A 14,801-nucleotide genomic window follows, 5' to 3' on the forward strand; every position below is an offset into this window, starting at 1 on the left:
AAAAATTCTTAGTAACAATAAATATTATTAACTTAATTCTTGTTTATACTTATTGTACTCTGCTCTAATTGATTCTTCTGGAGCTGCTGTAAATAGGCTAAAAACTATTATAGATAAGCTGCTCAAAGCAAAGCCTGGTACCATTGCATAAACCTTGAACCAGCCACCAAGAGGTACAAATAATGGCCATACCAATACAATAACTGAACCAACAATTATACCTGCTAAAGCCCCTGTTTTATTCATCCTTGACCAGAATAAAGAAAAAATTACAACAGCTCCAAATGAGCTACCTAAACCTGCCCAAGCATGTCCAACCAAACTCAAGATACTTGTATTTGGATTATATGATAAAAACACTGCAAGAATTGTAACCACAAGCACTGTTAATCTACTAATAGCTAAAAGTTCTTTATGAGAAGCATTTTTTCTAAAAAACTTAGTATACACATCTACTGAAAAAGCACTAGATAATGATAAGAGTTGTGCTGATGATGTACTCATAACAGCTGACAATACTGCTGCTAATAAAACACCCTCTATCCAAGGATTAAAAAATACTGCTGATAATTTTAAGAATATTGATTCTGGATTTATTATCCCATCTTGATAATATGCTGCGCCCAAGATTCCAACGCATGCAGCTCCGATTAAAGCTAATATCATCCAGATCATACAAATCCACATCGCTTTAGGAGTTTTATTTGGATCTTTAATAGCCATAAACCTAACTATAATATGCGGCTGACCAAAATACCCCAATCCCCAAGCTAATAGAGACACTATAGTTATTAAAGGCACTCCTGCTGTGATATCATAAAAACCTTTAATATCAACATTTGATAATGCTCCTACCACATCTGCATGGCCAAAATTCAGATATACAACAGTAGGAACTAATAGTAGTGCTAATAACATCAACGTTCCCTGAAAAAAATCAATCCACGAAATTGCTAAAAAACCTCCTACACATGTATATATAAAAATAATTGAGGCTGTCAGTAACAATGCCTCATGATAAGAAATACCGAACATAGAACTAAATAGTACACCTCCAGAAACAAATCCTGCACCTGTATATATAGTAAAAAAAATAACTACAACTATTGCTGTAACTGATCTAACCAACCCCGTATTATCATGAAATCTATTTTCAAAATAAGCAGGGATTGTAATAGAGTCTTTAGCTATTTCTGTATATATTCTTAATCTTTTAGCAATAACTCCCCAATTCAAAAAAGCACCTATTGTTAAACCAAGAGGCAACCATATTTGATTTAAGCCAGATACCATAAATGCTCCAGGTAAAGCCAATAATAGCCATGACCCCATATCTGAAGCTCCCGCGCCAAGAGCCGCAATAGGTGCGCTTAAAGAACGTCCACCGAGCATATAGTCTGAGACTTTTTTTGTCTGAAAGAAAGAATATAAACCTATAGCAAAAATAATTGCTATATAAATTATAAATGTAATCCAAAGTACTGTAATTTCACTCATCTATGTAGTATTTTTTAAAAATTCATTGTTACAATCTATCATCTCCATAATGCTTTTTAAAGCTAATATGGTAAACTTTGGGTTCTAGCTGCTATATAGTTATACTATCTTTTAAATTCAACTCTTCTAAATAGATAATTATCTCAAACTAATATTTACAGTAATTAGGATGACTAAGCTTAACTTTATAGTTATTTATTAAATTTTTTGAATATTTTAATGAATTAACTTTTTGCATCACCTCCTCGTATATCTTCAAAAAGACATATTTATCTTTAGGTTGCTTACTATAAGCTAAAGCTACTATAACTCCATTACAAGGGCTATAACCATATAAAGATTGATAACCATTAACCCCTCCCGCATGCATCCATACAAAACCTATAGTTTTAAAGTAAACCAGTCCAAAACCTATACCCTGACCTAGTTGAGTCCAGGATTTCTTTGAAGAATTTATTTCTGTTGATAGTTTTTTTATATTTAAAATTTTTTTACCATTTGGTAAGACTAATATCTTCATCCTATCTAATAATTTTTTTGAAAAAATTTTTGCAGAAAACAGCTGTAATAAAAACTTTACAACATCATTAGGTGATGAAATCATAGCTCCTGCTGAAGCCGCAAAAGACAAGCTATAATCTGTTATATCTTTATTATATCCAAACGTACCTTCATTATCATAACCCCTAGCAAGATGCGAATAAACATCACTTGGATAATTTAATGGAACATAATATGTATAGTTAATCCGATAGTTATTTGACAATAATGTTATAATATTTAGAAAAAATGTCATCATATAGCCAAGATTTCAGAGATATCGTAATAACTAAATATAAAGAAGGCCTAACAGACAAAGAGCTAAGTAATTTTTTTAATATAGATATCCGTACTACTAGATCTTGGATAAACTTATACGAGACAACTGGTGATTATAAATCTAAGCAAGGCTTGGGTTGCGGTAGAGTAGCAACCTTTACAGATAAGGAAGCGATAGAAAGCTACTTAAGAACATATCCAGATGCAATGGCTTTAGATATTAGAGAAGCATTAGCTCCTGAAATACCTAGAAGCACATTTTATGATTGTCTTACCAGACTTGGTTTTAGTTTTAAAAAAAGACACCTAAATATAAGCAAAGAAAAGAACAAGATAGGCAAAGTTTTATAGAGGTTGTTGAGACTATTGAACCTAACAAACTTGTATATTTAGATGAAATGGGTATGGATAATAAACAGTCTGTACTAAGAGGATGGTCTCTTGTTGGTAAACCTAGCTATGGTGAAGTTATTGCTTATCAAACTCAGAGAAAAAGTATAGTTGCTGGTTATAACTATTTAGAAAAGAAGATTATAGCACCGCTAGAGTATACTGGATATACAGATACTCAAATTCTTAATCAGTGGTTTGAAGAGCATTTATGTCCTGAGTTAATTCCAAAGACTACTGTTGTTATGGATAATGCTAGTTTTCATAAGTCTCCTAAATTGGCTAAAATAGCAGAGAAGTTTGATATACAGATACTATACCTTCCTGCTTATTCTCCTGATTTAAATCCTATAGAAAAAATTTGGGCCAATTTTAAAAGAATTTTAAGAAAAGTAAATAATTCTTTTGATAATTTATCTGATGCTATTACTCACGTCTTTAGCACAATATTATCAGATTAACTATATTAGTTAAATTATAGTTCTTGGAAGTTAATAAATAATCATCCAGTACTTTCCCAATATTTTCATGTGTGACTTTCTCAATAATCAATCCTAACAATATATAGTCAGTATTTGTATATTGATACCCTTTTTCTGGCTTAAACTGATTTGGATACTTATAGGCAAGATCAGCAAGTTTTTCCAAGCTCCAGGTTTTTTCTGGATGTTCTTTAAAATTTTTCCAAAAATTATTAGCATCTATATAATTAAATACTCCGCTATTATGATAAAGTAAATTCTCTACCGATATATCATTCCATTTCTTATATTTAGGTAATAGAGTATTTAACTTATCGCTCAAGGATAATTTACCATCCTCTACTAGCTTTAATATTAAAACAGCAATATATGTTTTTGTTATACTACCAATTTGAAATAAAGTATTTGTAGTAATTTTACGTTGTTTTAGAAGTGAATATTTCCCACTTACATAATCGTGAATAAAAGATTCTTCTGGTATATGTACACTTATTGATACCGCAGGTAACTTATATTTCAACCTAGCATGTTCAACGACCGATTGCATATTTTCATTAAATATATTCAAATCTGATTTTTGCATACTAAAAACCAAAATTGGACATAATAAGAATATTAATAATGTTAGATTTTTCACTAATTATTTAAAACCTATTTTTTTATAGAAATAAAGCTTGATGATATCTAGAATAATTTTAAACTCAAAACATTACTAACTAATTTAGAAAAATTAACTATTGTTAATTTAAGACATGAATTTTTCAACACCTTCTTTGAAATCAAAACTATGTTCGGCAGTTATATGACGGACAGTCTTAGTAGTAGAACGCATAACTACGCTATGAGTTACTGCAAATGATCCTCTACATGAGCTATTTATTCTTTTTACACCTTTTAACATATTACCATCTGTTACACCTGTTGCAGCAAATATCACATCACCTGATGCCAAATCTTCAAGGTCATACTTTCTGTCTAAGTCAGTGATACCCCATTTATGCGCTCTTTTAATTTCATCGTCATTATGAAACACCAATCTTGCCTGCATTTGTCCGCCTAAACATTTAAGTGCAGCCGCTGCTAGCACTCCTTCTGGAGCACCACCTGTTCCTATAAATACATCTATACCAGAACCTTCTGTTGCTGTAGATATTACACCTGATACATCACCATCATCTATAAGTATGACTCTAGCACCACATTCACGAGCCTCTTTAATAATGCTCTCATGTCTTGGTCTATCCATGGTACATACAACCAAAGCTGACATATGGACACCTTTATATTCTGCAATCCTCTTTAGATTATCAGTCACAGAATCATCTAAATCTACTATTCCCTTAGGTGCATTGATACCACCAACAGCTATTTTTTGCATATATACATCAGGTGCATTCAAAAAACCACCTTTATCAGCCATAGCTAGTACCGTCAAAGCATTAGCTCCACCTTTGGATGTGATCGTTGTACCTTCCAATGGATCTAAAGCTATATCGACTTCACAACCACCAGTTCCAACTTTTTCACCAATATAAAGCATTGGCGCTTCATCAAGCTCACCTTCTCCAATCACAACTGTTCCATCTATATCAACATCATTAAAAGCATTCCTCATCGCATCTACAGCTGCTTGATCTGCTGCAATCTTATCACCTCTTCCCATTTGACTCCAAGATGCTAATGCTGCTAGCTCTGTTACTCTGACTGCTTCAAGTGCTACTTTTCTGTTCATTCTATATGATCCTTTTTTATTTTAAAGTTTGTCAACTATAGGTGTTAAAAAATTTTCTATTACAGTTTTTAACTGTATTAATTTACCATGGAAAAAATGTCCAACATGATCCATTTTAACCAAAGTTAAATCTGATCTAATTGTTTTAAGGGTGAAATCAAAAACCGAACATGGATTAACTGTATCATCATCTATACCTTGCACCACAAGCCACGGGAAGCCTTTTGGTTCATCTGAATTACTTAGATCAAATCTGTCTACTGCTGGTGCTACGGTAATAAGTGTTACCGTATTATCTAAAGTTGAAATCCCTTTATACGCTATTGCGCCTCCAAAAGAGAAACCACACAAGATTATTTTTTTTATAGAAGTATTCTTCTTAATCCAATCACAGACAAAAAGCAAATCTTCTAACTCTCCCTCACCTTTACCATATTCGCCCTGACTTTGGCCAACACCTCTATAATTAAACCTATAAGATTCAATATTAAAAGTTTTTACAGCCCTGGAAATAGTAGTAACAACCTTATTGTGCATACTACCATCATATAATGGATGAGGGTGACAAATAACCGCCGTAACTTCTTGATTAGCATTTTTCACTTTATCGTGGGCGGCTTCTATAAGTCCAGCCCTTCCTTGAATAAAAAAAGTATCCATAATAATATAAATTATGACTTTATTGTCAAATCACAATCCTCTAACTTTATTAGTTTAGTTTTTTTCACAAATTTATAGACAAAGTATAACACTACAAAGGCAAAAAAACCCACATAAGTTGATAAGAATTCAAATATGACACTTGACCAGCTTCTCCCATCTTCTGTTAAAATATTTATTCCTTGTCCTACAATAACTATACTAACTAAAGTCAAAGCAATTATTGGTGCCCAAGGAAAAAATTTAGCTACAAAAGGTAAATCTTTTAAATCTTTACCTTGTTTTATATAAGCCCTTCTAAACCTATAATGACTAAGAGCAATTGTAAACCAAGCTATAAAGCCAGCCAAGCTAGAAATATTAACCAACCATGTAAATATTTGACCACTACCAACAAATGACACAAAAAAGAATGAACTTCCGATTAAGCAAGTTATTAAAAGAGCAATTATTGGTGTTCCATTTGAATTTGTAGTTGCAAAAACTTTTGGTGCTTGCCTAATCTTACCTAAATGCCATAGTATTCTAGTTGCACTATACATACTTGCATTACACGCAGATATTATTGCTGTTAAAATTATTACATTCATAATTGTAGCAGCTGAACTTAAACCCACGTTTTCAAAAACTATAGTAAAAGGACTGACTGAAATATCCGTATTTGCTCCAGCCTTTATTAAAGATGGATTATTATATGGAATTAAAAAACTAATAATAACAACTGCTAAAATATAAAATATAAACAAACGCCAAAATGTTTGCTTAATAGCTTTTGGTATAGATGTGCTAGGATCTTTTGCTTCACCAGCTGTTACACCTATCAACTCACTACCTTGAAAAGAAAAACCCGCAATCATAAATACAGATATAAAACCCCACCAACCATTATGAAAAGGAGCATCACCAATATTCCAATTATGAAAGCCTACACTTGTGTGATTACCAACCATCCCAAGTATTGATAAGAAACCTACAACTATAAATATAATTACTGTTGAAACTTTTATAAAAGATAACCAATACTCAACTTCTCCATACACTCTTACTGAAAATATATTTAAAGCAAATACCAGCACAAAGAAAAAACCACTCCACATAAGTATTGAGCTTCCTGGAAACCAATACTGCATAATTAATGCTGCAGCAATCACTTCAGTTGCAACAGTAATTGCCCAATTAAACCAATAGCTCCAACCTGTACTAAATCCCAAGGCAGGGTCTACATAACGAGTTGCATATTCACAAAAAGTTCCACTAACAGGACTATGAGACGACATTTCACCAAGGCTAGCCATCAAAAAATACACCATAATAGCAATAATCACATAAGCAAGAACTGTTCCTCCAGGTCCTGCATCTGCTATTGCTCCACCAAGTGCTACAAATAAACCCGTGCCTATACAACCGCCTAATGCTATCATTGACATATGACGACTTTGTAAACTACGTTTAAGTTTTTGTGACATTAAATTGTATTCCTCTATTATTATTTTTTTTAAAAAACTGAACATTTTAGTATTTAATTTTAAATATAAAACAAAATGTTAAAAATTATGTGCAATCACACCAGCTTTGATAAATCATTTTGCTATTAATATATAAATTAATCTACTATTGCTATGTTAGCAATATATTATAGTAACCATGTTAATGGATTAGCAGCTTTTCTAATAAGTTTTGTTTGCTGCTTTGTATAGATAACTTCTGCAGGTAAAGTATGGCAAAGAAAAAAAGGCATACTTTCAGTAAAACCATAAGCCCCTGTTTGCATAAATATTAAGCTATCTCCTGAACTAGTATCATCATCTAAAATTACACTTCCTAAATGATCAATACTTGTGCACAATGGTCCATGCAGCTCCATAGTAGCACTTTTTTGAAAGTTTCCACTTAAAAGATTAAATACAGGAAATGCTTGATTCGTAATAAATGGCCGACTTAAATGCTGGCTACCACCTTCTAAAACAAGTAAAGTCTTATCATAGATCTTTTTTTTATCTATTACTTTGGTTATATATACCCCACATTCACCAACAGCATATCTCCCCAATTCCAACCAAAATTCTATACCTTGATACATATGTTTCAATTGAGCGACTATCTCAGCTACAGCTACAGCATCTAATTTTTGAGATTCATTATTGTATGGAATGCCTAACCCTCCACCAAGATCAATCACTTTTAAATCAATTTTAAGCCTTGTTGCTAAACTAATTAACTCTCGAGTAATTTTTTGCCATAACTTACTAAGTTCAGCTACACTGGTTATATTGCCCCACTGAAAACAATGTAGACCAATAACATTTACATATTCACTGTCTACTGATTCTACCTTGAAATAATCTAGCCATTGCTGTGGTGGCAAACCAAACGGAGTTATACTATCACCACCTAAAACGTTTCTTTTAGATGATTTTTCCCAATTTATCTGTACTCGCAACAATACAGTAACTCGGATTTGGTATTTCCTAGTCGCTCTTAACAAATCTTGATATTGCTGCGTACTCTCAAGCACAAAAATACGCACACCTTTCTCTAAAAAATAACAAATTTGCTTATATGATTTAGCTGGCCCTGTATTTAAAATATTACTAGGATCTACTCCCTGATTTAAGACTTGGTCTAATTCACCAATACTAGCTACATCAAAGGATATTTCTTGGTTTGCTACACTTTGTAATATGCTTGATAAAGGGTTTGCTTTAACTGCATACCATAATTTCACTGGTAGTTTTTTGAGTTTAGTTAAGTTATCTGTTAAAGCATCCAGATCATAAAAGAAAAAAGGACTATCTAATTCATTTGATAAATTAACTAAATTATCACGATGGAAATCCAAATTAAACATTAACGCAACGCCTCTTCTAAACTTAGAGCTTTATCACTTTTATCATCTCGATATTTAATAATTACTGGACAATAGGTTTGTATCCCCTGCTGTACTGACCAATCTGAAGTTAATGGACGTGACCCAGGAACCACAATAGCTCCCTCAGGGATTTTCTCACCTTTTTCAAGAACTCTTTGATTCACACTATCATAAACCCGAACCCCTCTTGATAATGCTACATTTGGAGCTATCACAGCTCTTTTACCAACTATAATTCCCTCGACAATTACGGCACCAGCACTAACAAAAACATCATCCTCTATTATTACAGGACTCATTCCTATAGGCTCTAAAACACCTCCTATTTGCACTCCAGCTGACAAATGAACATTTTTCCCTATTTGCGCACATGAACCAACTAGCGCATTACTATCAACCATTGTGCCTTCATCCACATATGCACCTGTATTAATATAAGATGGTGGCATAATAATAACAGATGGCGCAACATATGCTCCAGCTCTCACTGATGATCCACCTGGTACCATACGTACACCATCACCAACGCTGAATTTACGGGGTAAAAGATTATGCTTATCCACAAAACCTATATAATTATCGCCATATTCCTGATTAACTCCAGCCTTAAAAGCATCTAAAATAGCCTGTTTAACACTAGTGTTTACTTGCCACGTGCCATCACCTAACTGCTCAGCTGCTCTTATTTCTCCTAATTGTAACTTCTCTAAAGTTTGTTGATAACTCATAAAATATTCCTTTAAATTTAATTGATGTATTTATAATTTTCTTTTATTAAATAATCCACTTTTTCTAGATTCATTGTATTTATTAGTTCAGCTGCTATAAGAGGGGCTCTCAGAGTATCGTTTGTTATAATATCTTTTTCTGCAAGCCAAACCTTAACTGGTATAGGATTAGCAACCTCAAAACAGGCATCTGCTGCTTGCTGCCATAATTGTTTAGCATCATTATCTAAACTACCTTTTACAGAATCTTTAACATATTCTTTCACCTGCTTTGGCCAAATATTAGACATGACTGATATTAATCCAGTAGCCCCACAACTAACTAAAGCTGGCAACATACCGTCTTCTCCACTATACATCTTCAAACCCGGAGCAATACTTGCATATTTTGCAAAACGCTGACTATCTCCTGAAGCTTCTTTAATAGCCCAAACATTTTTATGCTCCTTAATACTTTCTAAAGCAACGTAACATAAATTGATACCTGTTCTAGAAGGAACATTATATAAAATACATGGTTTTTCAGCTGCATCTAAAAGTGTATTAAACCAATTAATTTGTCCTAACGTACCAGGCTTAGCATATAGTGGTGTTACTAACAACAAACTATCGATTTTTTGCTTATTGCAAAACTCAATCCAATGAACCTGCTGCTCTAGCTGATAACCACCTACTCCCACCATTATTTGAGTATCTAATTGTAATGAACATGTAAACTTAACTACTTCACACTGCTCTTCAAAACTTAATGATAATGCCTCTCCTGTGCTTCCTAAAATAAGCACTCCAGATCCAGAAGCTGCTTGATACTTTAATATTTTTTCAAAACTAATATAGTCTACCTTACCGTCAGTTTGCATTGGTGTTATTATCGCTGTATAAAGGTTATTATTTAACTCCATCGATCTGCTCCTTAACAAGTGTTTCAAACTGGCAAAATCCCCTGCTATAATTATCCATAACATATTTAGCTGCCCAAATTGCTCCCTCAGCAAATAACTTACGATCATGAGCTATGTGTTTTAACTCAATACTTTCATAATCATAATCAATATGTAAACTATGAATACCTTTCACATCACCCAAACGTTCAGATGAAATCTGGCAGTCTTTAATACCATGCCACTGCTGCCAGGCTAAAGCTGTACCACTAGGAGCATCAAGTTTTTTAGTGTGATGTGTTTCCTCTATTGAGTACCTTGCCTGTGGTATTAAAACCTTTAATTTGCCTAAATTGAATATAGCTTCTTTAATAAATACCATTGATAAACTAAAATTATTAGCAACTATCCAAGTTTTTTGTCTCGCATCAATAGTTTTAATTATTTGTTGAGTATAAACAAACCCCGTTGTTCCACAGATTACAGGAATATTTACAACCAACAATATCTCTAAAATCTGATCTAAAACTTCAGCAGAAACAAATACAATTATAACGTCTGCTCCTTTAAGTTTCTCTGCGGTAACAATATTACTTGAATCAAAAATAGCATGAATATTATCTTTTTTTAATAACTCTATAACTGCTTGACCAGTATTACCTTTACCTATAATTGCAACTTTCATTCCTCCCCCTTATCTAAAAAAACTCTTTATAAATTTTTTGTACAACTTGTTGGGAATCTTGTTGATCAACAAGTAAACACATATTATGTCCGCTAGCACCATGGCTAAACAAACGGATATTATAATCGGCTAATTTGGAGAAGATTCTCGAGCTAATATTTCTAGTTAGGTGAATATCATTACCAACAATAGCTATCAATGATAGATTTTCATCAATACTGATCTCAACACTACCAAGCTGATTAAGTTGATATAATAAACTTTCAGTTAGCACTGTATTACCAATTGATTGACTACCAGTATGATCTAATGTTAAAGCTATACTAACCTCACTTGTAGTCACCAAATCAACACTAACCTTATGCTCAGCAAGAATTTGAAAAACTTTTGCCAAAAAACCTTGTGCATGAACCATATCATAGCTTTTTAACGTTAATAGCACCTGTTGCTTACGCTCAGCTACAGCTCTAATTATTGGCAAATCTTGTTGAGTCTTTTTAGTTATCCATGTACCACCAGCTTCTTTTGCAAAACTTGAGCCAATAAAAACATTTATATTACTACGTATAGCTGGCCATAAAGTACTAGGATGGAGTACTTTTGCTCCAAAAGTTGCTAATTCTGCAGCTTCGTTAAAAGTCATTTGAGTAATTGTCTGTGCCTGTGATATAACTCGTGGATCTGCCTGATAAATCCCAGCGACATCTGTCCAAATCTGTAAATCTTTTGCTTTTAATGCTTCTGCTATTAAAGCAGCTGAATAATCACTGCCACCACGCCCTAAAGTCGTTGTAAGACCATTCTCATCTGCTCCAATAAAGCCCTCGATTACAACGATCTCACTATTAACTAAAGGAATTAGTTGCTGTTCGACATTTAAACAAATATCATTTATTAACGGTTTTGCCTGACCGTAATGATTATCTGTCTTAATTAACTTTTTAGCACTGAGATAACTTGCTTGACAACCTGACTCTATCAATAATTGTGTGACTATATTTGCTGAAATCAACTCCCCAAACGAAAGTATTTCATCACAGATTTGTGGAGTTTTCAAACGCAAAGACATTTCTGCAACTAACTTTAAATCCGCAAGTATTTCATTAATTTTTATATTAATTTTAATATCATCTATAGCTGCTAGAGTAGGCTTAATTATTTTCATAATCTCGCTCATAATATCATCTATAGATTTTTTAGTATTGCATTTAGTTACTAATTTCACCAAAAGGTTAGTAACCCCAGATTGAGCACTTACTACAACCACTTTTATAGCTGGTGTAGTTTTGACAATTTCTATACAACGCCTTATTGATTCTATATTTGCGACACTTGTACCGCCAAATTTTGCAACACTGATTTGATTTTCCACAAAGCTCTCCAAGTCTTCATTAACATGAGGAACCAAAGCTTTGCAAAATAATGCTAAGACTGAAGCGCCCCACGTCTATGTTTAACGTGACAGTTCTGTTGCCTTTCAACACCAGAACCAAAAACACAACTCATAACTTTTGTATTTTTTCGGCACAATCTCTAGAGTTCTAATCGTCTTCAAGTGTTATGACTTTCAGATTAGATCTATAGACCATGCTCCTCTTCTTTTAAAATATTTACAGTAAGAAAAAACTTACTAGACTCGAGTTTAACACAACAAATTTAAAGCTGTCAATTATAATTTTATAATTATTAATCGTTAGCCTCTAAACAAATATTCAACATTCTTCTAATAGGTTCAGCTGCTCCCCACAGTAGCTGATCACCTACAGTGAAAAGCTGTATGTGCTCTTTGGAAATATTTGTTAATTTAAGACGCCCCACAGCTATATCTAGACTTCCAGTTACTGATAATGGTGTTAGATTTTTAGCTGTGTCTTGTGGATTATTTGCTACAAATTTTACATAAGGGTTTGCAGAAGTTATCATTTTTTCCAATTCAATTAAAGAGCTCTGCTTTCTAAGCTTTATAGTTAAAGCTTGGCTATGTGCCCTTAACACTGGTACTCGCACACAAATACCATCAACAGCAATGATTTCTTCCTGCTTATTTGCTAAAATCTTATTAAGTTCTGCCTGAGCTTTATATTCTTCTCTGCTTTGACCATTCTCCAATAGAGTATCTATAAAGGGTAATAAGTTAAACGCCATTGGCGCAGCAAATTGAGAACAAGGGAAGTCATCAGCTTGAGTTTGTGAACGAAGCTTCTCTTCAAGAGATAAACTATCCTCTGCTTCTACTTTAGCCATCATACAGCTTTGCTCCAACAACTCATTCATTGCTCTAGCACCAGCACCTGAAACTGCTTGATAACTCATAACAGAAATATTTTCAACAAGCTCCGCCTTTAAAAGTCCATCTATAGCTAACATCATCAGGCTAACCGTACAATTACCACCAATAAAATTTTTAATACCTCTAGATATTGCTTGCTGAATATTTTCCATATTTATTGGATCTAATACAATAACACTATCATCTGCCATACGATATTTAGATGCTGCATCTATCCAAAAACCTTGCCAACCTTTCGCTCTAAGCTTAGGTAATATTTCTTGACTATATTCACTACCTTGGCATGTAACCAAAATATCCAGCTTAGTAAGTTCATCAAGATTTAAAGCATCTTTAAGAAAATACTCTTGACTATTTATCGTAGCTATCTGCCCAAATTGAGAGGTTGTAAAAAATACTGCATCAAATTTAGAGAAGTCATTAGAACCAATCATTCTATCCATTAATACTGAACCAACCATCCCACGCCAGCCAACAAAACCTACTGTTTTTTTACTCATTAAAACTTTCATTAAATTTATAATAAATATATATTGACAGATAAATTCAAATGAGAAAAGCTTTTATTAGAAAAATTAAATCGACAGAATAAAAGTTTTAAAACGAGCAATTGCCTGCTTAAGTACATCTTCTTCAGCTGCCGCACTAATACGAACATGTCCAGCTAGGCCAAAAGCACTGCCATGGATAATTCCAACACATGTCTGCTCTAAGAGCTTGATACAAAATTCTTCATCTGTAAGCTCTAATTTAGCCAGAAGTTGACTAATATCCAAAAAAATATAAAAACCTCCTTGAGGCATAAAAATTTTGATACTTTCAACTTCTTTTAAACTTTCAAAAACATAACTTACTCTACTATAATAAGCCTGAACCATATATTGGAGCTCATGAGTATTCATCTCTAAAGCTTTGATTGCCGCCAATTGTGATATTGAGCAAGCACACGATAAAGATTGCGATTGAAATTTCTTAATTGCCTCTATAAACCCTTGAGGTGCCAAAATATGACCGATTCTCCATCCCGTCATTGCATAATTTTTAGATACCCCACTGGCTACTATAATACGATCTTTTAATTCTGGGAAAAGCTGTGGAATAACTATTGGTGTCATTTGCCAATGAATTTGATCATATATTTCATCACTAATTAGTACTATATTAGGATACCGGTGAAGTAATCTACCTAATGCCTGCATTGTGTCTTTTGAATAAATAGCTCCACAGGGGTTATTAGGTATGTTAACCAAAATAGCTTTAGTTTTGGAATTTATCAACTTTTCTAGTTCTTTAACATCTGGTTCAAAGTTTTTTTCAATACTAGTCTCAAATACTACAGGGACACCACCAGCTAATTTAATCATATCAGGGTATGATGCCCAGTATGGAGCGATAAAAACCACTTCGTCACTCTCATTCAGTATGCAATTAAAAATATTATGTAAACTATGTTTTGCACCTGTCGTTACACAGATTTCATCAACCCTATATTCAACCCCATAGTCTAGCTTATAACGCTTAGCTATAGCTTGTCTTAGTAATTTATAACCATCTACCGTTGTATATTGTGTAAAGTTTTTTTCTATAGCCTCTATACCAGCCTGCTTTACTACTTGGGGAGTATTAAAACCTGGCTCGCCCACATTTAAGGAAAGAATTTCCTTTCCTTGATCTTTTAATTCCTGAATTTTTGAAGACATCAGAGCAGTTGCTGATGGTTTAATATTGCTAACACGTGTACTAATTTGTATTGTCATTCTAATATTCT

14 protein-coding genes and 1 riboswitch are annotated in these 14,801 nt (G+C 33.3%); of the genes, 1 reads left to right on the forward strand and 13 read right to left on the reverse strand.

The window, feature by feature from the left end; all coding sequences use genetic code 11:
- Positions 1–27 precede the first annotated feature (27 nt).
- Both putP and ACR0PV_RS08990 read right to left on the reverse strand, forming a co-directional pair.
- On the reverse strand, positions 28–1,497 hold the full coding sequence (putP, locus tag ACR0PV_RS08985; RefSeq protein WP_488172755.1) for a sodium/proline symporter PutP: 1,470 nt from the start codon (positions 1,495–1,497) through the stop codon (positions 28–30).
- A gap of 148 nt (positions 1,498–1,645) precedes the next feature.
- Positions 1,646–2,296, reverse strand: a complete 651-nt coding sequence (locus ACR0PV_RS08990; protein ID WP_488172756.1) for a serine hydrolase — start codon at positions 2,294–2,296, stop codon at positions 1,646–1,648.
- On the opposite strand from ACR0PV_RS08990, the gene ACR0PV_RS08995 reads away from it, so the two are divergent.
- Positions 2,287–3,167, forward strand: a protein-coding gene (locus tag ACR0PV_RS08995; protein ID WP_488172178.1) for an IS630 family transposase whose coding sequence is annotated in 2 segments (ribosomal slippage) — positions 2,287–2,611 and positions 2,611–3,167 — 882 coding nt in all. Because the reading frame shifts where the segments join, the coding sequence is not laid out codon by codon here. The two genes, ACR0PV_RS08990 and ACR0PV_RS08995, sit on opposite strands and share 10 nt — an antisense overlap.
- Here ACR0PV_RS08995 and ACR0PV_RS09000 read toward each other — a convergent pair.
- The 11 genes from ACR0PV_RS09000 to ACR0PV_RS09050 form a co-directional block, all read right to left on the reverse strand.
- A complete protein-coding gene (locus ACR0PV_RS09000; protein ID WP_488172757.1) occupies positions 3,145–3,771 on the reverse strand; it encodes a serine hydrolase domain-containing protein in 627 nt (208 codons plus the stop codon). The genes ACR0PV_RS08995 and ACR0PV_RS09000 overlap by 23 nt on opposite strands.
- Before the next feature lie 162 nt (positions 3,772–3,933).
- Positions 3,934–4,920, reverse strand: coding sequence for a class II fructose-bisphosphatase (gene glpX / locus ACR0PV_RS09005; protein WP_488172758.1), 987 nt, complete (start codon positions 4,918–4,920; stop codon positions 3,934–3,936).
- Positions 4,921–4,941: 21 nt separating this feature from the next.
- Complete coding sequence (locus ACR0PV_RS09010) at positions 4,942–5,580, reverse strand: alpha/beta hydrolase (protein WP_488172759.1); 639 nt, start codon at positions 5,578–5,580, stop codon at positions 4,942–4,944.
- 11 nt (positions 5,581–5,591) lie between these two features.
- Entirely contained in the window at positions 5,592–7,046 is a 1,455-nt protein-coding gene (locus ACR0PV_RS09015; RefSeq protein ID WP_488172760.1) for an amino acid permease, read from the reverse strand.
- Positions 7,047–7,213: 167 nt separating this feature from the next.
- A complete protein-coding gene (locus ACR0PV_RS09020; protein ID WP_488172761.1) occupies positions 7,214–8,428 on the reverse strand; it encodes a PLP-dependent decarboxylase in 1,215 nt (404 codons plus the stop codon).
- Positions 8,428–9,177 carry a 2,3,4,5-tetrahydropyridine-2,6-dicarboxylate N-succinyltransferase gene (locus tag ACR0PV_RS09025; protein WP_488172762.1) on the reverse strand — a complete coding sequence of 250 codons (750 nt, stop codon included), beginning with the start codon at positions 9,175–9,177 and terminating at the stop codon, positions 8,428–8,430. The genes ACR0PV_RS09020 and ACR0PV_RS09025 overlap by 1 nt, the downstream gene beginning before the upstream one ends.
- 17 nt (positions 9,178–9,194) lie before the next feature.
- Positions 9,195–10,079 carry a 4-hydroxy-tetrahydrodipicolinate synthase gene (dapA, locus tag ACR0PV_RS09030; RefSeq protein WP_488172763.1) on the reverse strand — a complete coding sequence of 295 codons (885 nt, stop codon included), beginning with the start codon at positions 10,077–10,079 and terminating at the stop codon, positions 9,195–9,197.
- Positions 10,066–10,743: a 4-hydroxy-tetrahydrodipicolinate reductase gene (locus tag ACR0PV_RS09035; RefSeq protein ID WP_488172764.1), complete on the reverse strand. Its 678-nt coding sequence runs from the start codon at positions 10,741–10,743 to the stop codon at positions 10,066–10,068. Before ACR0PV_RS09035 ends, dapA begins: the two co-directional genes overlap by 14 nt.
- A 13-nt stretch (positions 10,744–10,756) precedes the next feature.
- Positions 10,757–12,115, reverse strand: coding sequence for a lysine-sensitive aspartokinase 3 (gene lysC / locus ACR0PV_RS09040; protein WP_488172765.1), 1,359 nt, complete (start codon positions 12,113–12,115; stop codon positions 10,757–10,759).
- 54 nt (positions 12,116–12,169) lie between these two features.
- Positions 12,170–12,349: riboswitch (Lysine riboswitch) on the reverse strand.
- Between the two features lie 80 nt (positions 12,350–12,429).
- A complete protein-coding gene (gene asd, locus ACR0PV_RS09045; protein ID WP_488172766.1) occupies positions 12,430–13,533 on the reverse strand; it encodes an aspartate-semialdehyde dehydrogenase in 1,104 nt (367 codons plus the stop codon).
- A gap of 75 nt (positions 13,534–13,608) precedes the next feature.
- The gene (locus ACR0PV_RS09050; RefSeq protein ID WP_488172767.1) at positions 13,609–14,790 is read right to left on the reverse strand and encodes a pyridoxal phosphate-dependent aminotransferase; all 1,182 of its coding nucleotides are present in this window, start codon (positions 14,788–14,790) and stop codon (positions 13,609–13,611) included.
- Between the last annotated feature and the right edge of the window lie 11 nt (positions 14,791–14,801).

It is taken from the genome of Francisella sp. AG1, assembly GCF_057683165.1.

Bases quoted from the DNA above. Each gene is read 5' to 3' on its own strand.
- asd (WP_488172766.1), bottom strand. From the start codon at position 13,533: ATGAGTAAAAAAACAGTAGGTTTTGTTGGCTGGCGTGGGATGGTTGGT.
- putP (WP_488172755.1), bottom strand. From the start codon at position 1,497: ATGAGTGAAATTACAGTACTTTGGATTACATTTATAATTTATATAGCA.
- ACR0PV_RS09010 (WP_488172759.1), bottom strand. From the start codon at position 5,580: ATGGATACTTTTTTTATTCAAGGAAGGGCTGGACTTATAGAAGCCGCC.
- dapA (WP_488172763.1), bottom strand. From the start codon at position 10,079: ATGGAGTTAAATAATAACCTTTATACAGCGATAATAACACCAATGCAA.
- ACR0PV_RS09000 (WP_488172757.1), bottom strand. From the start codon at position 3,771: ATGCAAAAATCAGATTTGAATATATTTAATGAAAATATGCAATCGGTC.
- ACR0PV_RS09015 (WP_488172760.1), bottom strand. From the start codon at position 7,046: ATGTCACAAAAACTTAAACGTAGTTTACAAAGTCGTCATATGTCAATG.
- ACR0PV_RS09050 (WP_488172767.1), bottom strand. From the start codon at position 14,790: ATGACAATACAAATTAGTACACGTGTTAGCAATATTAAACCATCAGCA.
- ACR0PV_RS09025 (WP_488172762.1), bottom strand. From the start codon at position 9,177: ATGAGTTATCAACAAACTTTAGAGAAGTTACAATTAGGAGAAATAAGA.
- ACR0PV_RS09020 (WP_488172761.1), bottom strand. From the start codon at position 8,428: ATGTTTAATTTGGATTTCCATCGTGATAATTTAGTTAATTTATCAAAT.
- ACR0PV_RS08990 (WP_488172756.1), bottom strand. From the start codon at position 2,296: ATGATGACATTTTTTCTAAATATTATAACATTATTGTCAAATAACTAT.
- glpX (WP_488172758.1), bottom strand. From the start codon at position 4,920: ATGAACAGAAAAGTAGCACTTGAAGCAGTCAGAGTAACAGAGCTAGCA.
- ACR0PV_RS09035 (WP_488172764.1), bottom strand. From the start codon at position 10,743: ATGAAAGTTGCAATTATAGGTAAAGGTAATACTGGTCAAGCAGTTATA.